The organism is Mesobacillus maritimus, assembly GCF_019749255.1.
Classification (GTDB): Bacteria; Bacillota; Bacilli; order Bacillales; family Cytobacillaceae; genus Mesobacillus_B; species Mesobacillus_B maritimus_A.
The window spans coordinates 25,971-51,013 of record NZ_JACWFH010000007.1; the positions used below are offsets into that span (position 1 = coordinate 25,971).

25 protein-coding genes and 1 pseudogene are annotated in these 25,043 nt (G+C 38.5%); 17 read left to right on the forward strand and 9 right to left on the reverse strand.

From position 1 onward, the window contains the following. Positions 1-18 precede the first annotated feature (18 nt). From H0185_RS03405 to H0185_RS03415, 3 genes are read left to right on the forward strand one after another with little or no spacing between them, the layout of a single operon-like run. On the forward strand, positions 19-1,230 hold the full coding sequence (locus H0185_RS03405) for a M20 metallopeptidase family protein (protein WP_425515808.1): 1,212 nt from the start codon (positions 19-21) through the stop codon (positions 1,228-1,230). Positions 1,231-1,243: 13 nt separating this feature from the next. After that, entirely contained in the window at positions 1,244-2,299 is a 1,056-nt protein-coding gene (locus tag H0185_RS03410) for a homoserine dehydrogenase (RefSeq protein WP_221871205.1), read from the forward strand. A gap of 14 nt (positions 2,300-2,313) precedes the next feature. Continuing rightward, positions 2,314-3,747 (forward strand): aldehyde dehydrogenase family protein, encoded by a 1,434-nt coding sequence (locus H0185_RS03415; RefSeq protein WP_221871207.1) that lies wholly within the window; start codon positions 2,314-2,316, stop codon positions 3,745-3,747. Positions 3,748-3,778: 31 nt separating this feature from the next. On the opposite strand, the gene H0185_RS03420 is transcribed toward H0185_RS03415, so the two are convergent. Beyond that, positions 3,779-4,084 carry a spore coat protein gene (locus H0185_RS03420; RefSeq protein WP_221871209.1) on the reverse strand — a complete coding sequence of 102 codons (306 nt, stop codon included), beginning with the start codon at positions 4,082-4,084 and terminating at the stop codon, positions 3,779-3,781. After that, entirely contained in the window at positions 4,081-4,287 is a 207-nt protein-coding gene (locus H0185_RS03425) for a hypothetical protein (RefSeq protein WP_221871211.1), read from the reverse strand. The genes H0185_RS03420 and H0185_RS03425 overlap by 4 nt, the downstream gene beginning before the upstream one ends. Positions 4,288-4,439: 152 nt before the next feature. On the opposite strand from H0185_RS03425, the gene H0185_RS03430 reads away from it, so the two are divergent. From H0185_RS03430 to H0185_RS03445, 4 genes are all read left to right on the forward strand, one after another. Continuing rightward, positions 4,440-4,649 carry a spore coat protein gene (locus H0185_RS03430; protein WP_221871213.1) on the forward strand — a complete coding sequence of 70 codons (210 nt, stop codon included), beginning with the start codon at positions 4,440-4,442 and terminating at the stop codon, positions 4,647-4,649. 16 nt (positions 4,650-4,665) lie between these two features. Continuing rightward, positions 4,666-5,025 carry a spore coat protein gene (locus H0185_RS03435; protein WP_221871214.1) on the forward strand — a complete coding sequence of 120 codons (360 nt, stop codon included), beginning with the start codon at positions 4,666-4,668 and terminating at the stop codon, positions 5,023-5,025. A gap of 20 nt (positions 5,026-5,045) precedes the next feature. Then, the gene (locus H0185_RS03440) at positions 5,046-6,185 is read left to right on the forward strand and encodes a zinc-dependent alcohol dehydrogenase (RefSeq protein WP_221871216.1); all 1,140 of its coding nucleotides are present in this window, start codon (positions 5,046-5,048) and stop codon (positions 6,183-6,185) included. A 191-nt stretch (positions 6,186-6,376) separates the two neighbouring features. Then, positions 6,377-6,484, forward strand: a complete 108-nt coding sequence (locus H0185_RS03445) for a YjcZ family sporulation protein (protein WP_221871218.1) — start codon at positions 6,377-6,379, stop codon at positions 6,482-6,484. Between the two features lie 65 nt (positions 6,485-6,549). Here the strand turns inward: H0185_RS03445 and H0185_RS03450 are convergent, their stop codons facing one another. Then, entirely contained in the window at positions 6,550-7,245 is a 696-nt protein-coding gene (locus H0185_RS03450) for a YetF domain-containing protein (protein WP_221871220.1), read from the reverse strand. Between the two features lie 150 nt (positions 7,246-7,395). Then, positions 7,396-8,244, reverse strand: a complete 849-nt coding sequence (locus H0185_RS03455) for an STAS domain-containing protein (RefSeq protein WP_221871222.1) — start codon at positions 8,242-8,244, stop codon at positions 7,396-7,398. Positions 8,245-8,617: 373 nt separating this feature from the next. On the opposite strand from H0185_RS03455, the gene H0185_RS03460 reads away from it, so the two are divergent. Continuing rightward, positions 8,618-9,184, forward strand: coding sequence for a TetR/AcrR family transcriptional regulator (locus H0185_RS03460; RefSeq protein WP_221871224.1), 567 nt, complete (start codon positions 8,618-8,620; stop codon positions 9,182-9,184). Between the two features lie 102 nt (positions 9,185-9,286). Continuing rightward, positions 9,287-11,776, forward strand: a pseudogene (locus tag H0185_RS03465) (cytochrome P450); the annotation flags it as partial. A 301-nt stretch (positions 11,777-12,077) separates the two neighbouring features. Here the strand turns inward: H0185_RS03465 and H0185_RS03470 are convergent. Together H0185_RS03470 and H0185_RS03475 are read right to left on the reverse strand one after the other, a co-directional pair. Beyond that, positions 12,078-13,286, reverse strand: a complete 1,209-nt coding sequence (locus tag H0185_RS03470; protein ID WP_343223072.1) for a dicarboxylate/amino acid:cation symporter — start codon at positions 13,284-13,286, stop codon at positions 12,078-12,080. An 11-nt stretch (positions 13,287-13,297) separates the two neighbouring features. Continuing rightward, on the reverse strand, positions 13,298-14,515 hold the full coding sequence (locus H0185_RS03475) for a threonine synthase (protein WP_221871228.1): 1,218 nt from the start codon (positions 14,513-14,515) through the stop codon (positions 13,298-13,300). A gap of 359 nt (positions 14,516-14,874) precedes the next feature. Here H0185_RS03475 and H0185_RS03480 point away from each other — a divergent pair, with 359 nt between their 5' ends. The 4 genes from H0185_RS03480 to H0185_RS03495 all read left to right on the forward strand — a co-directional run bounded on the left by H0185_RS03480 (position 14,875) and on the right by H0185_RS03495 (position 20,660). Continuing rightward, positions 14,875-16,725, forward strand: coding sequence for an assimilatory sulfite reductase (NADPH) flavoprotein subunit (locus H0185_RS03480; protein WP_221871231.1), 1,851 nt, complete (start codon positions 14,875-14,877; stop codon positions 16,723-16,725). 25 nt (positions 16,726-16,750) lie between these two features. After that, positions 16,751-18,469 (forward strand): assimilatory sulfite reductase (NADPH) hemoprotein subunit, encoded by a 1,719-nt coding sequence (gene cysI, locus H0185_RS03485; RefSeq protein ID WP_221871232.1) that lies wholly within the window; start codon positions 16,751-16,753, stop codon positions 18,467-18,469. A gap of 508 nt (positions 18,470-18,977) precedes the next feature. Further along, a complete protein-coding gene (locus H0185_RS03490; RefSeq protein WP_221871234.1) occupies positions 18,978-19,580 on the forward strand; it encodes a hypothetical protein in 603 nt (200 codons plus the stop codon). Between the two features lie 21 nt (positions 19,581-19,601). After that, on the forward strand, positions 19,602-20,660 hold the full coding sequence (locus tag H0185_RS03495) for an alpha/beta fold hydrolase (protein ID WP_221871236.1): 1,059 nt from the start codon (positions 19,602-19,604) through the stop codon (positions 20,658-20,660). A gap of 106 nt (positions 20,661-20,766) precedes the next feature. Here H0185_RS03495 and H0185_RS03500 read toward each other — a convergent pair whose 3' ends face one another. Beyond that, positions 20,767-20,922: an aspartyl-phosphate phosphatase Spo0E family protein gene (locus tag H0185_RS03500; protein ID WP_281427573.1), complete on the reverse strand. Its 156-nt coding sequence runs from the start codon at positions 20,920-20,922 to the stop codon at positions 20,767-20,769. A 412-nt stretch (positions 20,923-21,334) separates the two neighbouring features. On the opposite strand from H0185_RS03500, the gene H0185_RS03505 reads away from it, so the two are divergent. The 4 genes from H0185_RS03505 (at position 21,335) to H0185_RS03520 (ending at position 22,339) form a co-directional block, all read left to right on the forward strand. Then, positions 21,335-21,523, forward strand: a complete 189-nt coding sequence (locus tag H0185_RS03505; RefSeq protein WP_221871239.1) for a DUF2187 family protein — start codon at positions 21,335-21,337, stop codon at positions 21,521-21,523. Between the two features lie 107 nt (positions 21,524-21,630). Then, positions 21,631-21,783: a hypothetical protein gene (locus tag H0185_RS03510; protein WP_221871241.1), complete on the forward strand. Its 153-nt coding sequence runs from the start codon at positions 21,631-21,633 to the stop codon at positions 21,781-21,783. 48 nt (positions 21,784-21,831) lie between these two features. Beyond that, positions 21,832-22,011, forward strand: a complete 180-nt coding sequence (locus H0185_RS03515) for a hypothetical protein (protein ID WP_221871936.1) — start codon at positions 21,832-21,834, stop codon at positions 22,009-22,011. Between the two features lie 127 nt (positions 22,012-22,138). Beyond that, entirely contained in the window at positions 22,139-22,339 is a 201-nt protein-coding gene (locus H0185_RS03520) for a hypothetical protein (RefSeq protein WP_221871243.1), read from the forward strand. 224 nt (positions 22,340-22,563) lie between these two features. Here the strand turns inward: H0185_RS03520 and H0185_RS03525 are convergent, their stop codons facing one another. Together H0185_RS03525 and H0185_RS03530 are read right to left on the reverse strand one after the other, a co-directional pair. Then, positions 22,564-23,058 carry an HIT family protein gene (locus H0185_RS03525; protein ID WP_221871245.1) on the reverse strand — a complete coding sequence of 165 codons (495 nt, stop codon included), beginning with the start codon at positions 23,056-23,058 and terminating at the stop codon, positions 22,564-22,566. Positions 23,059-23,195: 137 nt separating this feature from the next. After that, complete coding sequence (locus tag H0185_RS03530; RefSeq protein WP_221871247.1) at positions 23,196-24,806, reverse strand: phosphotransferase; 1,611 nt, start codon at positions 24,804-24,806, stop codon at positions 23,196-23,198. Positions 24,807-25,043 lie beyond the last annotated feature (237 nt).

Genomic DNA, 25,043 nt, shown 5'->3' on the forward strand with positions numbered 1-25,043 from the left:
ATAGAAAGGAGGGAGCGAGTGTTAAATCAATCTGAATCAGTAGTTGAAAAATCAAATAAGCTTTTGGATCAATTAATCGAATGGCGTCGGATGTTTCATCAATATCCCGAACTCAGTTTTCAAGAGTACGGGACTTCCCGTTATATTGCGGAATCACTAAGGGATATCGCTGGGATGAAGGTTGAAACCGGAATTGGTGTTGACACGAGCGTCATCGGAACTTTAACTTCAGGTGAAGGTCCCACTATTGGACTTCGAGCAGACATAGACGCCCTTCCGATAAAAGAACGAAATTCGGTGCCTTACGCTTCTAAAAATGAAGGTGTAATGCATGCATGTGGGCATGATGCTCATACAGCCATTCTGTTAGGAGCAGCTCATGTCCTAGGCGAATGGTTTCAAAATGGAAAACTTCAGGGTACGGTCAAATTTGTTTTTCAACCAGCTGAGGAAAATACCGATAAACATGGTTTAACAGGTTCTCCGTATTTGATTCAAGATGGTGCATATGAAGGGGTTGATGCCGCGATTGCCCTTCATATGTGCCCTTGGCTTCAAGTCGGTGCCGTTCAAATAAACGATGGATATAGTATGGCAAATATCGATGTATTTCATGGGAAAATTTTAGGATCCGGTGGTCATGCTGCATATCCTGAGCGCGGTAATGACCCTATATGGATGCTTGGGCCAGTTTTGCAAGCACTCTATGGAATTGTTTCACGGAAAATATCTGCCTTAGATGCAGGAGTTGTGAGCGTAGGGCAAGTCCATGCTGGAACTGCAAGCAATATTCTTCCCTCGGAGGTTTTAATTGAAGGGACGATTCGTAGCTATTCCCCGGAAACTCGAGAGCTCCTTTCTGTTGAATTAGATAAGGCATTTTCAATCGTAAAAAACCTAGGAGGAGACTATTCGCTAAGGATTCAAAAAGGTGAACCGGCTTTAAGGAATTCTCCGATTATTAATAATTGGATATCCGTAACGATTCAACAACTTTTTCCTGATTTTATGATCATTAAACGTCCCTTTGGGATGGGAGGAGAGGATTTTGGCTATGTGACTGGAAAGCTTCCAGGTGCGATGTTTTTCCTTGGATGTGGTCAAAAGGATGGAATCCAACGAGAATTGCATACTCCTTTCTTTGACCTGGATGAAAATTGTCTTCCGGTAGGGGTCGCAATTCTTTCAGAAACGGCGATGAAATTTTTAAAGGGGGAAGTTTCGCTATAAGGGGGAAACCAGATTGAGACAGAAACTAGCATTTATCGGCTTTGGCGTTGTCGGTCAGGGTTTAGCAGAAATTTTACGAAATAAACAAGCGTTTTTACAAAAAGAGGAAGACTTTGAGACGGAGATTGTTGCGATTTCCGATTTAACGAAGGGATCGATTTACCATCCAGCTGGGCTAGATATTGATAAGGTGTTAAAAGTGTTAAGGGAGACTGGGAATGTAGAGAATTATCCAGATATTAAGGGTTTAGTGAAAGGATGGGATAGTCTTAGGACGATTACCGATAGTAATGCGGATACAATCGTTGAAGTTTCCTATACAGATGTAAAAACTGGTCAACCGGCTATCAATCATTGTAAAGCCGCATTTGAGAGTGGGAAAAATGTCGTTATGACGAATAAAGGTCCTATTGCTCTGGCTTATAAACAGCTGTCAGATTTGGCAGAGAAACACGGTGTTAGCTGGGGCTTTGAAGGGACAGTTATGAGCGGGACACCAGCATTGAGAATGCCGAAGCTCACACTTGCAGGGAACGAAATTACAGAGATTCGTGGGATTTTAAATGGCACGACAAATTTCATCTTAACAAAGATGGAAGAAGAAGGCGTTACGTATGAGGACGCCTTAAAACAAGCACAAGAATTTGGGTATGCAGAGGCTGACCCGACAAGCGATGTGGAAGGGTATGATGCATGTTATAAAATTGTCATCTTAGCTAATTATGTCATGAATGCTCCTTTAAAAGTAGAGGAAGTGGCTTGTACGGGGATTTCAGGAATTACCTTGGTAGACATCCATGAGGCAAAGGCAGAGGGAAAGCGTTGGAAGCTGTTGGCGAAAGCTTATAAAGAAGGAGGGAAGATAACCGCTTCAATTGCCCCAGAAAAATTGGAAATGACCGACCCGCTTGCTGCAATCAGTGGTGCGACAAACGCTATTAGCTATGAGTGTGACCTTTTAGGAACCGTGACCTTAAGTGGTGCAGGAGCAGGAAAAGTCGAAACAGGTTTTTCCTTGTTAATAGACCTTATTAACATCAACCGGGAAATGAAGCATGAAGATTATTGAAGGGCGTGAAAGTGATGAAGGCGAAGGTGACTGGAAGAAAGATGTTTTTCGCTGGGAAATGGGTAGCGAGAAGTAGAGTCATTAAAGTATACGACCCACAAGATAACAGCCTAATAGATACTGTACCTGCTGCGACTGTTGAAGACATTCTTAAATGTATTGATGAGGCTAAAGATGGAGCAAAGATTGCTGCTCGTTTACCAGTTCATAGACGAATGTCTATTCTTCAAAAGGCGGCAGATTATATAGAGAGTAATCAAAAAACCTATGCCAATACAATTGCGCGTGAGGGGAGCAAAACCATCCGTGAAGCAACAAAAGAGGTGGGTAGATGCATTCAAACGCTTAGAATTAGTGCAGAAGAGGCAAGAAGGATACATGGGGAAACCATAGCTTTTGACCAAATGCCAGGAAGTGAAAATCGATTTGGCTATTATCAACGCGTTCCAATTGGGATCATTGGTGCGATTACTCCTTTTAATGACCCACTTAATCTTGTAGCTCATAAAGTTGGTCCAGCAATAGCTGCTGGGAATGCAATCATTGTAAAACCTGCCACGGTCACACCCTTAAGTGCTTTGTTGCTTGCTGAAGCATTCGCGGAAGCAGGTCTCCCAGAGAAGGTTTTGTCCGTTATCACTGGATATGGAAATGAAATTGGGGATGCTCTTGTTACTCATCATGCTGTACGGATGATTTCTTTTACCGGTGGACTTAATGCCGGTGAAGAAATTGTACGAAAGGCAGGGTTGAAGAAGGTTAGTATGGAGCTCGGATCAAATTCCCCGGTTATTGTGTTAGAAGATGCTAACCTAGAGGATGCTGTTAAGGCTACCATTGCTGGGGCTTTTTGGGCTGCAGGTCAAAATTGCCTTGGGGTCCAACGAGTGTTCATTCAAGAGAAGATTATGGAACCTTTCCAAAAGGCCTTTGTTCAGCTTACGCGTCAATATCACATTGGGAATAAACTCTCTCCGAAAACAGATATGGGACCCCTTATCAGTGAGTTGGAAGCCATCCGAGTGGAGACGATGGTGAACGAAGCGGTTGAAAAAGGGGCCGTGCTGCTAACAGGAGGAAAACGTGATGGAGCATACTATTTGCCAACGGTGATAACAAATGTTCCTGAGGATTGCACGATTGCTAAAGAAGAAATTTTTGGACCAGTAGTTCTTCTATATTCTGTGAAAGACCTAGATATGGCAATTAATACAGCAAACAGTGTGAATTATGGGTTACAAGCAGGTATCTTTACCAATGACGTCCATAAAGCTCATGAAGCCATTTCACGATTGGAAGTTGGTGGAATCATGATAAATGATAGCAGTGACTATCGAATCGATGCCATGCCATTTGGAGGTGTGAAAAAGTCGGGTCTAGGCCGTGAGGGAATATCATTTGCTATCCAAGAAATGACAGAGGTCAAAGTGGTCTGCTTTAAATTATAAGAAGAGGGCACCATCAGGATGGTGCCCTAGGTTAATCCATATTCTCTGCAAGATTTAACGCCGTATCAGATGCGGTTAAATCGACATTGAGCTGTTCTCCTAATAAATGTGGGTGATAATAGCCTTTTTCAATCATATAATTTGTCATTTTCTCATGAGTGTCAATTGCAGTTCTTAATTGTTCTCTTAAGGCAGCTCTCAGTTCTGGAGTAGCTGTTTCCGTAATCGCAGCTGAGTAATCTTTAATAGAAGCCTTTACCGAAATTAGAAAGTCCGTTGCAATAACCTGATCGGTAATGCCGCCCATCCCCATCAAGTTCTGAATGAGTTGATTCATTGTAGTTCCTCCCGCTTCGTCAAGAACTGCTGTATTTGTTTTATATGCTGAGAACAAGTATCGGCATCCTGCTCAAGAATCGCTTTTAATTCGGGGTCTTGTACTAACTTACTCATCGTACTTGTCTTCGTTAAGCTAAGGTGTTTCAATGTCAGAATCTCATGAACATCTAGTGTTTCATGTAGTCCTAAATACTTGATCATATCCTTCACTCCATTATCGCTTTTTGCTCTTTTATCATCTCTATACAAGTGAAATTTATGCTGGTTACGAGTTGTCAGAATCTCCCACGCCATAGAAATGAGATGTTGGGGAAAATAGGGTGGATGATATAAATGAAACTGGAGGTAGGTGTATGACAAAGGAAACATTAGCATTACATGAAACCCTTGAAACCCATGAAATACTCAATTTTAAAACGGTTTGTTTACTAAGATCTAAATTAATGCAGGGTTTATGCTTTGATAACGAGTTAAAGCAATTAATGGAAAAGGATGTCCAGCAATCAATCACTGCAATTAATGAGCTTGCTGGGTACTATAAACATAATGAATTATTACATTAATTCTTGAGGTGAAAAGATGAAAGACTATTTGGACCCCAGAAATGCAGAGGGGATGCCTAATTTAGCTGACTCTGCATTTGCGCTGGACTTTTTATTATCGGTGAAAAATGGAATACGTAATTACGGATTTGCGATTTCAGAGACTGCCAGTCCGGAGCTTAGAACTATTTTGACTAAGCAAATGGAAGCAGCGATGGATTTACATGCGGAAATTGCTGATTTTATGATAAAAAAAGGTTGGCTGAATCCAAGTGATTTTAAAACCCAGTATGAAGTAGACTTAAAAGCCGCTGAAACAGCGGTACAGATTGCTCAGATGAATTTATTCCCAATGGATACAGACCGAAGAGGGATGTTTGCGACACCTAATAAATAAGGAAGGAGGGATAATTTCTAATGAAAGCTGTGACATATCAGGGTATTAAAAACGTAGAAGTAAGAGAAGTAAAAACCCCAGATATTAAGAATGCGGATGATATTATTGTAAAAGTAACGACTTCGGCGATTTGTGGATCTGATTTACATTTAATCCATGGCATGATTCCCAATTCACCAACAGATTTTGTTATCGGGCATGAGCCACTTGGCATAGTCGAAGAGGTTGGCCCTGAGGTAACAAAAGTTAAAAAAGGGGACCGTGTCATTATTCCTTTCCAAGCAGCATGTGGTCATTGTTGGTATTGCAATCATGACTTAACGAGTCAGTGTGACAATTCCAATCCTCATGGTGAGATGGGTGGTTTTTTTGGTTATTCAGAATTAACTGGTGGAATTGCAGGCGGCCAAGCTGAATATCTACGTGTTCCTTATGGCAATTTCACACCTTTTAAAATCCCAGAGAATTGCGAAGTAGAGGATGAAAAATTAGTATTGCTTGCAGATGCAGCAGGAACTGCTTACTGGAGTGTGGACCATTCGGGAGTAAAAGAAGGAGACACTGTGGTGATTCTCGGATGTGGACCTGTTGGGCTATTAGCACAAAAATTTGCTTGGTTAAAAGGTGCAAGCAGAGTCATCGCGGTTGATTACATTGATTATCGCCTACAGCATGCTAAAAGAACCAATAAAGTTGAAATAATTAACTTTGAGCAACATCAAAACACAGGTGAATATATTAAAGAAATTACTAAAGGTGGCGCAGACATTGTCATTGATGCTGTCGGGATGGATGGAAAATTCACGCCAATGGAGTTTCTAGCAACTGGGATGAAAATGCAAGGGGGAGCGATGGGCGCGTTGGTTATCGCTAGCCAAGCTGTCCGTAAAGGAGGAACCATTCAAGTAACAGGTGTATATGGTGGCAGATACAACGCCTTTCCACTCGGGGATATTTTTCAGCGTAATGTGGACTTAAAAACTGGACAAGCACCTGTTATCCCATATATGCCACTTCTATACGATTTAGCAAATCAGGGAAAGGTGGATATGGCTGATATTATTACCCATGTTCTACCTCTCGATCAAGCCAAGCATGGTTATGAAGTCTTTGATACAAAGACTGAAGATTGCATCAAGGTGGTATTGAAACCGCATTAAAAAAAGGAACTGCTAACTAACTTCATTAGTGGGCAGTTCTTTTCTATTTTGTAAGGTACCATTTCCAAATGTCTCCTCATCAAAATGAGATCCTTGAATCTAGATTCCACCTCCTTTCTAATCAAAGCCCAATCATAAAGAAGCTGTTATGCATAATTTAGTAGTGACCGAAAAAAAGTGGAGGTGGAAAAATGAGCGGTAAAGGTGGATATGGAGCAGGCTTTGCTTTGCTTGTGGTGTTGTTTATCCTATTGATTATTGTTGGTGCTGGTGGTTATGGACGAGGTTACGGTTGGTAATCTTCTTCTAACAAAAAAGCAAGCTTCTAATGAAAGCTTGCTTTTTTTATGGAATGGCTTAGACATTAATGGAGTAAATTGTTTTTAGCGTCAATTAAAAGAGTGCCGTCCTGCTGGACTTGAGCGAAAAAAACATCGGAAACGCTATTTACTCCAGCATTTTGAAGTTGCTGTTCTAACCACTTTTCATCAAGGTTCAGTTTTGATAAATTGTTTGAAAGAATTCTACCATCTGTAATGACTTCAGTTGGCAGTGGATACTGTTTTGTTTGGGTCATGATGTTCATGTCACTCTTAGTTAAAGGTTGTTTTGTTTCCTTAGGCATAACCGATAGTTTCCCGTTAGTTTCAAATATCGCGTAGTCAACATCGGCTAGAGAGAATATATTTTTCTGCCTAAGCATCGCGTTTAAAGCATCTACATCTAATCGACTTTTGCGAAGGGCTCTTTCAACAATTTTACCTTCTTTTATTACGATAATAGGGTCGCCAGTGGTAACCTTCCTCGCTTCTTTTGATTTAATATCAATAACATCCATAAGAAGGGTAAAGGCAGTCCAACCAGCAAGTGCGATAACCCCATTTCTAATACTTGTATTTGGGCTAACGACCAGGTTGGCAGCTATAGAGCCTATCGCAATTGCTGAAGTGAAGTTAAAGAACGTCATTTGACTAACTTCTTTTCGACCCATTATTCTAGTCATGGTAAATAATACGACAAAGCCGATAGCAATACGGGTGATTAATTCTAAAATATTCATGTAAACCCAATCCCTTTACAACCAGTATGAGTTCATTATTTACAATTTAATTGGTTATTATACGAACTTTTAAAGGGTGGTAAGGGGTATCCTTTGCTGTTCTTTCATAAGGATTTCACTCGTGTGATTTTGATAGTGATTTGCACGAACTTACATAATATTATCTGTGGAATCTACGTTCAAATACTTTTTTAAGGTTTGCTGCAACGTACCTCTTGTATCTGCCTTTTCAGTAAAAGATATACCAGAATGAATCATATTACGGACCAATTCTGGCCGAATCCCCGTTATAACAGCTTCGCACCCCATTAATGAAACTCCGCTAAGTACTTTTTGAAAATGGTCAAGGATGTCTTTTTCCATATTTACAATTCCCGATAGGTCAATGATCAATGTTTGAACTTTAAGATTGGCAATATCAATTAAAACTTTTTCTTCAATCGTCTTAATTCGGTAGGAATCAATCATACCAATCAATGGTAAAACGGCCACTGTCGGGCTAACAGGAATAATTGGTACAGATAAATGCTCAACCAACTTCCTTTGTGAACTAATTAATTCATCTTTATAATTCGAGTAACTAAGGAAAAAAGTATTAAGAAATTGATCAAGCTGTTCATTAATCTGCTTTTCTAAATCATAGAATCGGTCGAGTTCGTTTGAGTTGTTACTCAGCTGATCGTACTTATAAAGAAAATGCCACAGAGTTCTCCGAATTGCCTGGACCCATTCTAATTTAAATGCCAACGTCATAGAATGCTTGGCCCAAACAATTCCTTCTTCATTCGCAAATTGAACAAGTTCCTCTTCTCTTTGTTTGACAACATATAGCACCAGTCTTTGGGCATTAACTAAAAGATCGATATTACCCTTTTTCAATATGTCTTTTATTTTTGAAGCAACATTAACGGCTTCGGATAATAGCTTTTTTTCAAAATGTTGTTTGTTCTCTGTGATAAACTCAGCAATTGAGGTTCTTTCGTTAAACGTTAATTCCATTGTGACGCAACTCCTTCAATTCATGGTGATCTATTTATCCTGATTTAAGAGTATTTCGACATAGTTCATGAAAATCCTTCCTAACCGATCTTTTTTTACTATGTAATTTAGTAAAAACAGATTATGGGGAAAAGTGGAATTAAGGAAAAGGTATGCTCCGACTCCTAAATATTTGCTTGTCCCTTAAATATTGGAAGGATATTCCTATGAATTGGAAGTCCTCAGTTGAAATTGGTGGAAAATAGCGATACGTGAGAAATTTGTCGGAATTTGTTGCCAAATTTTACAACAGAAAGTATTGTTTTAATTTTTTTAATAATGTATAAATTTAGTTAGTGAGTGTTTACTAACCATAGTTGAAAGTGGGGAAACGATGGGGGCTAAATCAGGTACAAAGAAAAAGATTATTGAGAAAGCACGTAAACTATTTGCTGAGCGGGGCTTCAATGGAGCTACAACTGCTGAGATTGCTCGACATGTAGGGGTTTCGGAAGCAGCACTTTATAAGCATTTTAAAAGTAAAAAAGAAATATTCCTAGCCTGTATTACGCCATCTGTTGTTGTGAAAATTGATAAAACCGATGAACCAGATATTTACGACATTATCCAAGCAAGGATGGAATTGGTTAAAAGCAATCTTGACAGTTTTAATATTCTTTTTAGGGAATATCCTTATCACCCTGAACTCGCAAAAATGTTCCTAGATCAAGTCTATACACAAGATAAACATATGAAACATCTGATGAAGAAGGTCTCAAATGAAAATCTTACGCCTGCACAATCCCTGATGTATGAAATTGGAATTACGAGCGCAATCTGGGCCATTCTTAATTTTGAAAAGGTCCAGGAGGAGGTAATCTCAGAGAAAATGCCTTTGGGAAATGTGGCGGATGAAATCGCTAAGTTTGTAATGAGTGGTGTATCAGGAAAAAAAGATTAATGAGATCAGTTGTTTCAGATACCTTCGAAATCGAAATCAAAGAAAAAATGGTCGCTAGAAAGTCAAACTTAGATATAAAAATAATGTTTGGGGGAAAAATTCATGGAAAAGATCGCTGAAATTCCACAACCGAAAACATATGGTCCACTTGGAAATGTTCCGTTACTGGACAAAGACGCACCAACCTTATCTTTAATGAAAATGGCTGATGAGTATGGTCCAATTTTTAGAATGGAGTTTTTTGGTGGATTTTCTACCATTGTTCTATCAGGACATGAATGGGTAGCGGAAGTATGTAATGACGCTAAATTCGATAAAAGTCTTGCCGGTGGTCTTCATTTTGTTCGAGCATTTGCAGGAGACGGCTTGTTTACAGGGAAAACACAGGAATCCAATTGGCAGAAGGCTCATAATATCCTCGTCCCTTCATTTAGCCAACAGGCAATGAAGGGATACCATTCAATGATGGTGGATATTGCCCTCCAGCTTGTGCAAAAATGGGCTCGCCAAAATCCAAATGAAGGTATTGATGTACCTGATAATATGACAAGACTTACACTTGATACAATCGGCTTATGTGGGTTTAACTACCGATTTAATAGTTTTTATCAAAAGGAGCATAATCCGTTTATTATCAGTATGGTGAATTCTCTAGATGAAGCGATGCATCAAAGTGTTCGCCTGCCAATTCAGAACAAGCTGTCAATTTCGAAGAAAAAGCAATATGAGTCAGACATTAAATCGATGTTTTCTCTTGTAGATGAACTAATCGCTGAACGTAGGGCACAGGGAGACCAAGGGGAGACCGATTTACTTGCTCGTATGTTAACTGCAAAGGATCCGCAAACGGGGGAACAATTGGATGATGAAAATATCCGCTTCCAAATCATTACCTTCTTAATTGCGGGACACGAAACAACGAGTGGGCTCCTATCCTTTGCACTATATTTATTACTTAAAAATCCTGAAGTATTAAATAAGGCTTACGCAGAAGTAGACCAAGTATTAACTAGCCCAATCCCATCATATAAACAAGTTACTCAACTTAAATATATTCGTATGATTCTCAACGAAGCATTGCGTCTTTATCCAACAGCACCACAGTTCACGCTGTATGCTAAGGAAGACATGGTGCTTGGTGGAAAATATCCTATTAAAAAGCGTCAAAATGTTGTGGTTCTTCTTCCACAGCTTCATCGAGATAAAAATGCTTGGGGAGAGGATGCCGAGGAGTTCCGTCCAGAGCGCTTTGAAGATCCGAAAAAGGTTCCGCATGATGCGTATAAACCATTTGGAAATGGACAGAGAGCGTGTATCGGCATGCAGTTCGCCCTCCATGAAGCTACTTTGGTATTAGGAATGATTTTGCAGCATTTTGAAATGATTGACCATACCGATTATCAATTAAAGATCAAACAAACAATGACGTTAAAACCAGATAATTTCACCATGAAGGTAAAATTGAGAGATAAGAAGATACTAGATCCATTCTTCGCATCAACTACTGAAACGAAGGAGATCCAATCAAAGCCAGTACCTGCACAGGGTACCCTTCATGGTGTAAACAATCGTCCGCTTCTTGTTCTATATGGTTCAAATATGGGGACAGCAGAAGGAGTAGCACGGGAAATTTCTGATCTTGCAAGTTCCTATGGAGTGACAAGTGAAGTTGCTACCCTTGATGACCATGTGGGGAAAATGCCTACAGAAGGCGCCGTTATCATTGTTACTTCTTCTTATAATGGGAAGCCACCAAAGAATGCTCGTAAATTTGTAAAGTGGCTCGATACTGTTGAGCCAGGTCAATTGAAAGGTGTTCATTATGCGGTGTTTGGCTGTGGGGATAAGAACTGGTCGAATACGTACCAAAATGTACCGACGTTAATTGATGAACAGCTTGCTCTTAAAGGTGCAACTCGTTTCTCAGCGCGCGGTGAGGCAGATGCTAGCGGTGAATTCGATAAGCAACTTGGTGATTGGAAGAGTCGCTTGTTAACTGATACCTTGAATGCCTTTGAGTTAACACTTGATGGTACAGAGAATCAAGAGGTAGAAGGTCTTAAGATACAATATGTAACTGGTTCTGCAAAGTCAGAACAGGAAGTAACGACTCAGTTCCCAGAAGGAGAATTAGATGCCTCTAAGCTATCTTTCCCAGAAGGGGTGACCTATAAAGTAGGAGATAAGATTGGAGTATTCCCAATCAATGACGTAGATTTAGTCAACCGCATCCTGGGGCGCTTTAAATTGAACGGAGAGGATGTTGTTGTTCTTAAGGGAAGTGAGAACCTTGTGAACCTACCTCTAAATCAACCAATCACGCTTTCCACTCTTCTTAAGAATTATGTGGATGTGAAGCAGCCTGTTACGCGTAAACAACTAAAAGATCTAGCTGCTCATACGGTCTGTCCACCACATAAATACGAATTAGAATCGATGGCAGAAGAGGGAATATATGAGCATCGAGTCTTGGAAAAAGGGATTACCATCGTTGACCTCTTAGAGAAATATGAGGCATGTGAAATGTCATTTGAGCACTTTTTGGAGATTGTGCCGACATTAAAGCCAAAATTTTATTCTGTTTCAAGTTCAAAAGAATCAGTCGTCATCTAAAGTTCGAAAATGTCCCATAAGCATTGTGGGACATTTTTTGAGTTCTAAAGTATTCAAATGAGGTTGTGAAACATTCGGAAGGTGGTTCTGAAATAAAAATAAAGGTTGCGAAAGGTTCGGAAGGGGTTCCGACGAATCTTGTTCACCAAGGGCAAAGGGATTTTTCTGCATTCTAGGGTTCCGAATGCCTCGGAAGGGAATCCGAAGTACTATGAAACAACTTAAATGAAAAAAGGACGAATCTAATGTTCACTCGAGCACATAGGATTCGTCCTTTGTTTTATGCAGCTTTTTTAAGATTTTTCTTGTTCTCTGATTCTTGAACGACTACTGCAGCTGACGCATCTCCAATGACATTTATGCTTGTTCTAAACATATCTAGGATTCGATCAATGGCTGCTACAAGAGCAATCCCTTCAAGTGGCAGATTAACTGATTGGAGAACCATCGTAAGCATAATTAGACCTGCGCCAGGAACACCCGCTGCTCCAATCGAGACCAGCACTGTCATAAACATGACCGTAATCAATTGCATGATAGTTAGTTCGATATTAAAGAATTGAGCAATAAAGATGACGGCAATTCCTTGATAGATGGCTGCACCATCCATATTAATTGTTGAACCAAATGGAAGAACAAAAGAACTAATTTCCTTTGAAACACCCAAATTTTCTTCCGTGTTTTTGATTGAGAGCGGCAATGTGGCTGAACTACTTGCAGTTGTAAAGGCAAACAGACCAGCAGGTGCAATTCCTTTTAAAAACACTAGTGGGCTCATTTTACCTAAGGTACGCACAGCGATGGAATAAGTAACAAGTAATTGTATAGCGCAAGCAATCGCAACGGCAAGAATGACTTTTACGAGTGGCAAAAGAATGTCAAGTCCATAATTTCCAACAATCGGAGCCAAGATCCCGAAAATTCCTATAGGTGCCAATTTCATGATCACACCTGTGATTTTGTACATGACAAGAGCTAGTGCGTCAAAGAAATTTGCTAATGGCTTCGCTTTTTCTCCAACCGCTGTAATGGCTAATCCGATTGCAATCGCAATGAAAATGATTTGTAGGATATTGCCTGTGCTTAGTGATTCAAATGGATTCACAGGGATAATATTCAAAATCGTATCTATTACACTTGGAATCTCTGTTTTTTCTGCACTTTCGGTTGGTAATGTGATATCAAGCCCTTTCCCTGGTGAAATACCAAAGCCGACTAAAAGGCCAATCACAACCGCCATAAAGGTGGTTCCCATAAAATAGGTAATCGTTTTGCCGCCAACAGACAAGAGTTTTTTTATATTATTCAAGCTAGTGATACCAGTAATAAGGGAAGCTAAGACTAATGGAACAACAATAAATTTAATTAACCGGAGAAAAAGGTCTCCTAATGGTTGAACAACTTCAATCTTTGGCCCAAATATAGCACCTAAAATAATCGCAAGAATAAAACCAATGAAAATCTGCGCAAGCATTCCAAACTTTTTCACAAATGGCCTCCTTATCCCGTAATTACATCTTCGGGCTGTAATAATGGAACATTGGAGAGATCAACGGATTCCGGATATTTAATTCCTTGCCCAGTATTTAAGCAGATGACTTTGTCGTCTGCGTTTATCCAATTTTGTTCACGCAATGTTCGTGCAGCTGCAAATGTTGCTGCACCTTCAGGGCAGATAAAGTTTCCTTCTAGTTCCGCAACATCTTTTTGTGCTTGTGAAAGATCGGCTTCGGAAACTGCAACTGCACAACCATCTGTTTGATAGATAGCTTCAAGAACGAGAAAATCTCCAAGCGCCTTTGGCACATTAATTCCAAACGCACTAGTTTCTGAGTTTTCCCAGAACTCTGACTCGGTTTTTCCTTCTTGCCATGCTTTGACAATTGGGGCACACCCTTCAGCCTGTACGGCTACTAATCTAGGTAATTTTTCTGATGAAATCCAACCTAACTCACGCAATTCAAGAAGGGCTTTATAAATACCGATTAGTCCTACACCGCCACCTGTTGGATACAGAATCACATCAGGTATTTCCCAATTTAACTGTTCTAAAATTTCATAGCCCATCGTTTTCTTTCCTTCAATTCGATAAGGTTCTTTTAACGTGGATGCGTCATATATTCCTTTTTCCTTTACTAGCTTCCCGACTATTTTCCCGGCATCGCTTATTAATCCATTTACTAAATGAAGGTCACCGCCAGAGATGGCAACTTCCTTACGTGTGATGGTAGGTGCATCCTCAGGCATTACAATGGTCGCTTTTATACCTGCCTTGGCAGCATAAAGGGCCCAAGCAGCACCAGCGTTCCCATTAGTGGGCATCGCTAGTTGCTTTACACCTAGCTCTTTTGCCTTTGAAACTCCAACGCTAGCTCCACGTGTCTTAAAGGATCCTGTTGGAATAATGCCTTCGTCTTTAATATACAAATTTTTGATATCCATTTTCTTGCCTAGTTCTTTCATATGAACAAATGGAGTCATACCTTCATCTAACGATACGACGTTCTCTTCCTGTTTGACTGGAAGTATCTCATGGTATCTCCATAAATTACCTTTTCGGGTAGTTACATCTTCCTTTTTTAGATTAGCTTTAATTTCATTCAAATTATAGCGTACCAACAATGGGGAACCACATTGGCAAAGTTGTTGAACTTCATGTTCTGGATAGACTTCCTGGCATTTCGGACATTCTAGGTGTGAAACATAACTAAAAGACATAACAAATCCTCCTATGATATCTAATTGCTTAGTGTTCTTGTTTACACTATTTTTCAAATTTTCTATATTGGTGAATTATCTATGTTAAGATTAATAATAGTATTCCTACTTGTCAACTTGTATTTATTTTAAAAGCATACTCTAAAAGCTAAAATGTCCCATCGGGTGCTTTAGACTTGTGACTTGTGACAGGAACTGATGTATAAACATAAAATAATTCATAAAACCAACTTGACTTATAGGAATAGTATAATTATGATGAAATTATCATTTTTGACTAAAATGTATGGGAATTATGAATCTATCATTTATAATGACAAAGTATGACAAGTTTAGATTTCTTTGTGAGGTGGATATTGTTGCAACTTCAGGTATTGAACAGTCCGTTTAATCAGGAGCAAGCAGAGCTCCTTAATCGATTATTGCCTACTTTGACTGAATCACAAAAGGTTTGGTTAAGTGGCTTTCTTGCTGCATCTCAATCAGTTTCACAGGCGGCTGTGCCGTTAGAATCAACAGGGGCACAAACTGTAGAAGCTCCTACTCCGAACGTAGTTAAAAGTGTTCCAAAAGATGTAACCATTCTTTATGGTTCACAAACAGGGAATGCGCAGGGGCTAGCGAAAAAAGCTGGTGAAAGTCTCGAAGGAAACGGGTATCAAGTAACGGTCTCAGCGATGAGCGATTTTAAACCGAATAATTTAAAAAAGGTTAACAATCTTCTTATTATTGTGAGCACACATGGAGAAGGCGAGCCACCAGATAATGCGATATCCTTTCATGAATTTCTTCATGGAAGAAGAGCACCAAAGCTGGAGGAACTTCATTTTTCTGTGTTGTCACTCGGAGATAGTTCATATGAGTTTTTCTGTGAAACTGGCAAACAATTTGATAAAAAGTTGGAAGAACTTGGCGGCACAAGGCTTTACCCTCGCTTTGATTGTGATCTTGATTTTGATGAGCCAGCGGCTGAATGGCTTGAGGGCGTGCTAGCAAGCCTTAACGAAATTCAAGCGGGAAGTGAAAATCAAGAAGTAGATGGCTTAGGTTCAATCTTGCCAGCATCACAAAAAGTGGAATCTGTGTATTCAAGAACCAATCCATTTAAAGCGGAAGTGCTGGAAAATCTTAATTTAAATGGGCGTGGCTCTAATAAAGAAACACGTCATCTTGAATTATCACTTGAAGGGTCAGGTCTTACCTTTAAACCAGGGGATAGTTTGGGAATCTATCCAGAAAATGATCCTGCTTTAGTAGAGATGCTTCTTGAGCATCTAAGCTGGAGTCCGGATCAAACGGTAACCATTAATAAACAAGGGGATATTCGATCCCTTAAAGAGGCACTGGTTTCTTATTATGAAATTACCGTCCTTACAAAGCCACTTCTGCAGAAAGTTGCAGACCTATCAAATCAAGAAGACTTACGTAAGCTATTAGAACCGGGAAATGAAGAACAACTGAAAACTTATCTAAATGGTCGTGATCTCCTTGATTTAGTCCGGGACTTTGGACCATGGGGGAATACAGCTCAGGAGTTTGTATCCATTTTACGGAAAATGCCAGCACGTCTGTACTCAATTGCAAGCAGCTTAGCAGCTAATCCCGATGAAGTTCATTTGACCATAGGTGCAGTCCGTTATGATGCTCATGGTAGAGAACGAAAAGGAGTGGCTTCAATCCTATGCGCTGAGCGTTTACAAGCTGGTGACACTTTACCGGTATACGTCCAACATAATGATAACTTTGCACTTCCGGAAAACCCTGACACTCCCATTATCATGGTGGGGCCTGGAACTGGGGTAGCGCCATTCCGTTCGTTTATGCAAGAGCGTGAAGAAATCGGTGCTGAAGGAAAATCATGGATGTTCTTTGGGGATCAACATTTTGTAACGGATTTCCTCTATCAAACAGAGTGGCAACAATGGCTTAAAGATGGGGTCCTTACGAAAATGGATGTTGCATTTTCACGTGATACTGACCAAAAGGTCTATGTGCAGCATCGCATGCTTGAACAAAGCAAGGAATTGTTTACTTGGCTAGAAGAAGGGGCAGTTGTGTACATCTGTGGAGATGAAAAACATATGGCCCACGATGTTCATCAAACATTGCTTAAAATTATTGAAACAGAAGGCAGTATGGACCACGAACAAGCAAAAGAATACTTAGCACAAATGCAACAGCAAAAGCGTTATCAGCGTGATGTATACTGATTGGATTTGAAAGGAGTTTAGCAACATGGTGAAACAAGTATTAAAGGCACCAGAAGGCTCACCAAGTGATGTTGAGCGTATAAAAGAGGAAAGTAACTATTTACGTGGTACATTAAAGGAAGTCATGCTTGATCGACTTAGCGCTGGAATTCCTGATGATGACAATCGTTTAATGAAGCATCATGGGAGCTATTTGCAAGATGACCGAGACCTTCGGAATGAACGGCAAAAACAAAAATTAGAACCAGCGTATCAGTTTATGTTACGTGTCCGTTTGCCTGGTGGAGTTGCCACACCTTCACAATGGCTTGTTATGGATGAACTTGCGAAAAAAAATGGAAATGGCACTCTGAAAATCACAACTAGACAGACATTTCAGATGCATGGAATCTTAAAATGGAATATGAAAAATACGATTCAGGAAATTCATGGAACTCTTTTAGATACAATTGCTGCCTGCGGTGATGTAAACCGTAACGTATTATCTACCGCGAATCCTTATCAATCTGAAGTCCATACCGAAGTCTACAATTGGGCGAAAAAATTGAGTGATGATTTGTTACCTCGGACAAGAGCGTATCATGAGGTATGGTTAGATGAAGAAAAAGTAGCTGGTACCCCTGAAATTGAAGAAGTTGAACCTATGTATGGCCCGCTTTATTTGCCAAGAAAGTTTAAAATTGGTATTGCCGTTCCACCATCAAATGATATCGATGTCTTTTCACAGGATTTAGGTTTGATCGCAATCGTGGAAGATGGAAAGCTTATCGGGTTTAACGTCGCAATCGGTGGTGGAATGGGGAGTTCACATGGAGATAAAACGACCTATCCACAGCTTGCCAAAGTAATTGGATTCTGTAAGCCGGAGCAAGTATATGAGGTAGCGGAGAAAACGATTACCATTCAGCGTGATTACGGAAATCGTTCCGCTCGGAAAAATGCTCGCTTTAAGTATACAGTCGACCGCCTAGGATTGGAAAATGTCAAGGAAGAACTTGAAAGCAGACTAGGCTGGAGTCTAGGAGAAGCGAAGCCTTATCATTTTGACCATAACGGCGACCGCTATGGTTGGGTGAAAGGGGTAGGAGGAAAATGGCATCTTACCTTATTTATTGAAAATGGCCGCGTTGCAGACTTTGATGATTATAAATTGATGACAGGCCTACGGGAGATTGCTAAAATCCATACCGGTGAGTTCCGCTTGACTACGAATCAGAACTTGATTATTGCAAATGTAACAAGCCAGAAAAAGAAAAAGATTAACGAACTCGTTGAACTATATGGATTGTCTGATGGCAAGCATATTTCTGCACTTCGTCGCAGTTCAATGGCATGTGTTGCTCTCCCAACATGTGGGTTAGCGATGGCCGAATCAGAACGGTACTTACCACAATTAATTGATAAGATTGAAGAGATTGTTAACGAAAGTGGACTACGTGATAAAGAAATTACGATCCGTATGACGGGTTGTCCAAACGGGTGCGCGCGTCCAGGACTTGGCGAAATTGCCTTTATGGGCAAGGCGCCAGGGAAATACAATATGTATCTAGGCGCAGCATTTGATGGCAGTCGTTTAAATAAAATGTATCGGGAAAACATTGGGGAAGAAGAAATCTTAAGCGAGCTTCGTGAGATCCTTCCTCGCTATGCAAAAGAACGAAATGAAGGCGAACATTTTGGTGATTTTGTGATTCGGGTTGGGATTATTGGAGAAACAACAGACGGAACCAATTTCCATTCATAATTGTTAAAAAAGAGACGGGATTTAATTTTCCTGTCTCTTTTTTTAATAAAGGTTGACACAATGTTGGTTATTAATTAAAGATGGATTTCCCCAAGGTCGTATTGTAAGGTTGTTGCTACCAGTCTACCACCAATTATAAACACAAGTTAAGCTAATCAGTGCGAAAATTATAGTTTACTAGCTGCGTTCTAGTAAATTAAGTCTACAACTTAAACAACAAAGAAAAAAGGATGATAAAAAGCCTAAAATATTTCTTCGATGTTTTCAAAATATTCATATTTACATCCAAAAGCTCATTGTTTCATACATCTTTTAGGTGTAAAATATTAGCAAGATGATCATTAATGCACTGATTGCACAGTCATTGAATTTATTGAAAAGGGTTGGTGGTTTAGGCTTAATCTTAAAAATGGATATGATAGGTATCGCTTTTTATTTTTCGCTAGGAAATGAATGAGTATTCATTCAACTCACGGATATTTTAATCTACAATACAGGGGTGAAGGACATGTCAGAAGAACAAACAAATAATCCTTATGATTCATTTAGACGTCTTAGTGTGATGTGGGAAAAAGGATTAAATGATATATTGCTAACATCACTCGATAATAAAGAATTGATCCGTATGACAAATCTAGGAGTAGGCATGCATTCAAGGTATATTCAAAGGCTTAAGAGAAACCAAGAATTAATGGCAAATATGATGAACATCCCAACTAAACGTGATGTTGCCAGTGTGGCGAAACTAACCGTACAAGCGGAAGAAAAGGTCGACACACTCCAGCAGCAAATCTGGACTTTACAAGATAGTTTCACTTTAGCCAATAAAGAGCAACAACAATTTATTAAAGAGATGATGGAATTTAATCAAAAGCTCAATAAAGAGTGGGAAAAGTTATCAACTGACTTTACAGAAGCAAGGAAACTTACTGGTGAACTCAAGAAACTAAAAAAAGAGTTGACGGCTTCAGAAGAAATAAAGGCAGCTTTAGAAGATGTTAAGAAAGAGTTAGTTCATCTAAGGGAAACAAAAGATGAGGTCGATCAGTTAAAAAAGCTATTGAAGAAAGAAAAAGAAGAAGCAGTTCTTATAACTGGCGGAACAAAATAAGGGTGAAAGGGAGTAGGACGGATGGCAGCGATAACAAAATGTAAATTACCAGTAACGAATTTGGAAACTGAGAGGGACCGTTGGCGTAACCTTTATAAAGTTTTGAACGAACCGAAGCCTGAGATAGTCCCTTCACCTAGACAAGCCGTATGGAAAAAAAATAAGTCAGTTCTGTGGTATTACCCAGCCCAAGAAAAAAAATATGATATCCCTTTATTTTTGGTGTATTCACTTTTAAATAAACCCTATATCCTCGATATTTCGGAAAAAAACAGTGTGGTTGGCAATCTTACTAAACAAGGTTACGATGTGTATATGTATGATTGGGGCTCCCCAGGGCTAGAAGATAAGGATATCTCGTTGGACAATTATTTATTAGATTATTTAGAAATGGCGATAAGAGTTGCGTTAAGACATGCCAAAGCACCAGAAATTTCATTAGTAGGTTACTGCATTGGTGGAACATTATCAGCAATGTTAGCGTCGATTACAGATCTTCCGATAAAAAACCTAGTTTTAGCTGCTGTTCCGATTGACTATAGTAACTTTATTCTACCGGATAAATGGGTAAAGGCGATACAGAGTGGGAGCTTGAGTCTTGACCAAATGATTGATGCCTATGAAGTCATTCCATCTGAGTTTTTATATGCAACATTTTTAGCTTTGCAAGGGTTTAATATTGGACCGAACGTCAATCTTGTGACACGTGGCCATGACCATACCTATGTGGATAAGTGGCGCAGAATGGATAAATGGACAAAAGACGCGGTCACATTTTCTGGTTCTGCTTTTAAACAAATGCTAAATGATTTATATAAGGATAATAAGCTGGTTAAGGGTGAAATGGTCATTGGGGGGAAAAAGGTAGACTTGAGTAATATTAAATGCAGTCTATTGGTTATCACCTCAACAAGGGATGAATTAGTTCTAGAAAGCCAGAGCCTTCCTGTTATGGACTTAGTTAGTAGTGAAGATAAGACCTATCAGCTAGAAGAGGCTGGTCATGTATCCATTTGCTTAACTGGCCAGTTTGCTTTTGCAGTTGCCCCATGGCTCGAGACCCGTTCAAATTTAAATTAAAAAAATAGTCAGTAAAAAAAGCGGGAGGGTCTACTCTCGCTTTTTTTTACTGCAGAAAGGATACGAGTTGGATACTTAGAGAAGCACATAAACAATTGTATAAGGATTAATGCTTTGTTTTATATTTCATTGCTAGCATGATTAATTTATCAAGATCTTGACTTATTTTTAAGGCTTCATCAGATGAAATACCCTTTACCGAGGCTAAATTGGTCATTTGATTTCTTTTCACTTCGATGATTTGTTGTAAATTTTCGTACATGGTTAACAAAAAGACCACCTCCGAGTAATAACGAATGTTTGTTGTTGAAAATAATGTTATCACAGTATAAAACTATATTACTAGGTTAACTTGTGTTTTTTTACCATATTTATGAACAAATTATGACAATTTGAAACAATGACTTCCATGAATCCTACCATATATATAAATTAGCAACCATAATACTTTTTCCGGTTCATCTATATAAAGTATTGCCTAGTTCACTTAAAAATTGTCTCCTAAAAAAAGATGTAAGAAATCTTTACATGAATGATGATAAATATGTGAGCCTAGATTATATTAAAACTAATCAGAATATAAAAATTGAGAATAGCGTGAAACCCAATTGTCTTTTTAGTTACGATAAGTTACATCTTGGTTCTATAAAATTATTAGATAAGGAGAGAGCGATATGGGAACGAGAATAGCTGCTGTTGGTGATAACATTGTTTCAATCAAAGGAATAAAGGGAAAAGTAGAGAAAGTAAAAGAAAACTCCGTGATAGTGGAAATTATCGAAAACCTTTCGGAATATGAATTTATAAACAATCGAACAGTGGTTTCTCATAAAAATTATATGGTCATTGATTTTGTGCAGTAGGTCTCCAATTCGGAGGCTTATTTATGTTTATTCCAAGCCTAGGTCATAAATTTTGTTTTTTAGTGGAAAACTAAAAATAAAAGGAATGAAATGAGCGGAGGGAAGAGATGGATAAAAAAGCAAAATTAACTCAGTTATTACAAGAATATGGGTATCCTCAAGAAGCTATTAATGATTTTATGAAGGATACTGAGGAGTTAAATTATGAAGAGGCGAGGAAACGGATTTTGCCTTATAAAGATATCACTGCAGAAAGATAACTGCCAATTTCAACAACCTTATTTGCAAAGGGGAGGCTTACTAATTATATGAAAGAGAACAGTATGAACAATAAACATGATGGAACACACACAAATCATGCTGATAAAAAGAAACCAGAAAATGGGCTTTATGGGATTGCAGCAGAAATGAGTCTCCAATCGGTTAATTTTGCAACAACGGAAAATGCTTATTTAAATGAACATTTCCAAGAAGAAGCAGACGATTAAAGTCTTTTAACAATGTGAATGATATTTTTGCTTGTAAGTTTCCCTTACAGGCTTTTCGTATTTTTCCCATTTTACTGCCATTTTTGGTAGTGAAAGTGGTATAATGGAAGGAAAGAGGGGGGATTGTATGGTTATTCATCAAAATATGTCACCTAAGGCGGTTATTGAAATTTGGGGTAACACGCTTGATGTGTTTAAAAATTATTCTGTACCCATCTCTGGAAATCCATTAAATTCTTTGGTTCATGAAGAGACATTGCCGCAATTACTTGAGGAGTTAAATCAAACAATAGGTAGCCCGGTCACTGGTCCTATGGAGAGTAACTAATACATTCTTTGCGATAAAAATATAGCATAATCTATTTTTTACAATTGGAAAAAGGGAGCTTGGGATACTCAAGCTTCCTTTTCTGTGTTTTTTTATTTTTATTTCTATGATAAGGAAAATGGTTGAACTATGTTTTCCTTGAAAATTAGGGTGAATGCGAATAAGTTTTTAACCGATTTAAGTTAATTGGCATTTGAATGGTAACTTGATACATTCAGCTTTTTCTACAATAAATCATGATTAAGGGCGTGTGATAGGGATTCAATCGCTTGCCTAACTTCTCTTTGATTTTCAAGTGTATTCATTTTTTCTCTAGCATGAAGGAGGACGGGACGAACGGATTCAATCGAGCGTCCAAATTGGTACATCCAATCATATCGAGGAACCATCCAAGTATGAAAATGATGGGTTGTGTCTTCATTATAGAAATAATAAACATGTTCTATTCCTAATAGCTCTCTTTGAGCCTTACGAAGTTTCTGGAGGATATTCATATAATCCTGCATCTCAATTTCTGTTAATTCATCTAGACATGTAAGGTGTCGTTTTGAAGCAAGGATGACTAACCCCTTTATTGGGTACGCAACATCTTGATGAGCATGAAAATATTCTGTTTCAATAATGGTACCACCATCAGGAGTAATGATCCCATTTGTAATTGCACAGCTTAAACATTCAACTTCAACTGTTTCCCCATTTGCCAATATAATCGTTCTCATTCGGTATCTCCTTTACCAATTCTTTTCGGAAGTCATGCCCCAAGAAATTTTTTGTTAAATTTGAATTAAAACATTTAAAAAGTGGCTAATAATAAAGGCATTATCACCAACAGTAACTTTAATAGGGGATACACGAATTAGTTTAGCTCTTTTTTCTTAATGCCTTCAGTGAAAATCCGCAACGGAGTGGTTATTTTCCACGATTTACTGTTTATGATATTCTGTAGTCTCTTATGCAAATATTTGTGTTCGTCCTCCACAATGGAAAGCCTTTGTTCTAATTGTTTTATTTTAACTTCCTTTTCTCTCAACTCTTCACTTAAAGAGTGTTGTTTTTCAGTCATTTCATTTTCCCCCATTGTGTTTTTGAACTGCATGACAAGTACTTCTAAATCCTCTAAGGCAGGAAGGAGGTCACTTGATATATTGGTTTCGATTCCAAGACGTCCTATTTTTTGAAAATAAAAGAGAATAACCGCATATAGAAAAAAGATACGTTCAATGGTGCTTAGCCTCTGACCGTTAGGATTATCATCTAAGTAAAGAGTCTTTATTGTAGAATAAGGAACTAGTAAACTAGTTAAATATCTAGCAATGTCAATAAAATGAGGTCCAATTGTATAAGTGCTCCAATCAAGAATTCGTGGTAACCCATCGTTTTGATTAACAATCACATTTTGATAACCGAGATCTCCATGTAATAACCCATAATGTTTTGTGGGGTGAATATAGTTGTATAACTGATTCCTCATAATGGACTCTTCTAACCTGGTGATTACCTGTGTTGCAGCTTTTGGATATTTTTGTTGCTTAATGATTAACTTTAATGAATCAAATAGTTTAGTATTATATTTTTTTTCGTGAATGTGAGTAAAAAAGTGGACAACAGAAATCGCCCTTCCTCTTTTAAATTGATAAACGTAATTGGGGCGCGGGTAGTTATGTATAACCTGTTCATACCGAATCGAAGAAATTTGTTGGCTTAGTTGGACTACGGCCTTTAGAGGCTGTTTGTCATTTTGTATGGAATCAATCATCTCAATGGTTAAATACAAGATACCGTCAATAATTTGGGAATCGATATATTTTGGGGTAAAACCCTTTAAATGGGTGAACTCTGTACATACTTGCTTATAGAAGCTCTCTTCACGACCAGCTCCAGTTTTTTTATTACTATAGGGCGAAATTTTCGTGAAAAACCTTTTTCCCTGATAAGTATGGATAAAACCACCTAGATTGTTTTTACCATCTACATAGATATAGTTTGATTTTACATCTGAAGTGTTTTCAGCAAAACCACTCTGTATATTTTTAACTAACTTATTAAATGGGATTTGGTGCTTACATTCCAGACCATTTTTATAAGCTGTTTTTGCTTTTTTTCGATTAGATAAAAAAGAATAGGTTCTCCCTAAATAGAAATGGTAGTCTGCTAGTTGTGGCTGCCAATTTACCAAGGTTTTCGCCACGTTATTCGCGGAAATCCAATCACCTAAAAAATCGTACAAATGGTAAAATTCTAGCAATACGGGTTCGCTATTTGGGTGCTGTTTCATTCCCTTTTTTAAAACCTCTTTTGCCGCATTAGTTTGGCTAATTATTCGAAGGCTACGTGCATATGAAACAAAAACGGTATCCTCACATTGTTCACTATTTTCATGCAAGTATTGTTTATAGCAATCAATTGCATTTTGCCATTTATGCTCTCGTTGAAATTGTTGAGCTTGTGTTAATAAAGGTGTTTCCAATATTTTCACTTCCTTATTACTGTAAATTTATCAGGAACTACTAAATAAAGTCAATGTAAACAAAAAGCTTTATTTGGATATAGAGGTTTGAGGAGAAAGTAAACCCTTTGAATGGGAGAAAAGCCTGAAGTTACAAAATACTGTTTTATTTTCTGAGAAGCATATTTTCCACGAAGGGTAAAAATAATTACTTTATAAAGTAATTATTAGTTGCTTTAAATGGTAATTTATATTACT

What these genes read in the sequence shown, in the direction of transcription:
- H0185_RS03500 (WP_281427573.1), bottom strand. Translation starts at nt 20,922, where the DNA reads ATGTACGAAAATTTACAACAAATCATCGAAGTGAAAAGAAATCAAATG.
- H0185_RS03420 (WP_221871209.1), bottom strand. Translation starts at nt 4,084, where the DNA reads ATGAATCAACTCATTCAGAACTTGATGGGGATGGGCGGCATTACCGAT.
- H0185_RS03495 (WP_221871236.1), top strand. Translation starts at nt 19,602, where the DNA reads ATGGCAGCGATAACAAAATGTAAATTACCAGTAACGAATTTGGAAACT.
- cysI (WP_221871232.1), top strand. Translation starts at nt 16,751, where the DNA reads ATGGTGAAACAAGTATTAAAGGCACCAGAAGGCTCACCAAGTGATGTT.
- H0185_RS03425 (WP_221871211.1), bottom strand. Translation starts at nt 4,287, where the DNA reads ATGATCAAGTATTTAGGACTACATGAAACACTAGATGTTCATGAGATT.
- H0185_RS03415 (WP_221871207.1), top strand. Translation starts at nt 2,314, where the DNA reads ATGAAGGCGAAGGTGACTGGAAGAAAGATGTTTTTCGCTGGGAAATGG.
- H0185_RS03445 (WP_221871218.1), top strand. Translation starts at nt 6,377, where the DNA reads ATGAGCGGTAAAGGTGGATATGGAGCAGGCTTTGCTTTGCTTGTGGTG.
- H0185_RS03490 (WP_221871234.1), top strand. Translation starts at nt 18,978, where the DNA reads ATGTCAGAAGAACAAACAAATAATCCTTATGATTCATTTAGACGTCTT.
- H0185_RS03475 (WP_221871228.1), bottom strand. Translation starts at nt 14,515, where the DNA reads ATGTCTTTTAGTTATGTTTCACACCTAGAATGTCCGAAATGCCAGGAA.
- H0185_RS03435 (WP_221871214.1), top strand. Translation starts at nt 4,666, where the DNA reads ATGAAAGACTATTTGGACCCCAGAAATGCAGAGGGGATGCCTAATTTA.
- H0185_RS03440 (WP_221871216.1), top strand. Translation starts at nt 5,046, where the DNA reads ATGAAAGCTGTGACATATCAGGGTATTAAAAACGTAGAAGTAAGAGAA.
- H0185_RS03450 (WP_221871220.1), bottom strand. Translation starts at nt 7,245, where the DNA reads ATGAATATTTTAGAATTAATCACCCGTATTGCTATCGGCTTTGTCGTA.
- H0185_RS03520 (WP_221871243.1), top strand. Translation starts at nt 22,139, where the DNA reads ATGGTTATTCATCAAAATATGTCACCTAAGGCGGTTATTGAAATTTGG.
- H0185_RS03430 (WP_221871213.1), top strand. Translation starts at nt 4,440, where the DNA reads ATGACAAAGGAAACATTAGCATTACATGAAACCCTTGAAACCCATGAA.
- H0185_RS03455 (WP_221871222.1), bottom strand. Translation starts at nt 8,244, where the DNA reads ATGGAATTAACGTTTAACGAAAGAACCTCAATTGCTGAGTTTATCACA.
- H0185_RS03525 (WP_221871245.1), bottom strand. Translation starts at nt 23,058, where the DNA reads ATGAGAACGATTATATTGGCAAATGGGGAAACAGTTGAAGTTGAATGT.
- H0185_RS03505 (WP_221871239.1), top strand. Translation starts at nt 21,335, where the DNA reads ATGGGAACGAGAATAGCTGCTGTTGGTGATAACATTGTTTCAATCAAA.
- H0185_RS03510 (WP_221871241.1), top strand. Translation starts at nt 21,631, where the DNA reads ATGGATAAAAAAGCAAAATTAACTCAGTTATTACAAGAATATGGGTAT.
- H0185_RS03515 (WP_221871936.1), top strand. Translation starts at nt 21,832, where the DNA reads ATGAAAGAGAACAGTATGAACAATAAACATGATGGAACACACACAAAT.
- H0185_RS03460 (WP_221871224.1), top strand. Translation starts at nt 8,618, where the DNA reads ATGGGGGCTAAATCAGGTACAAAGAAAAAGATTATTGAGAAAGCACGT.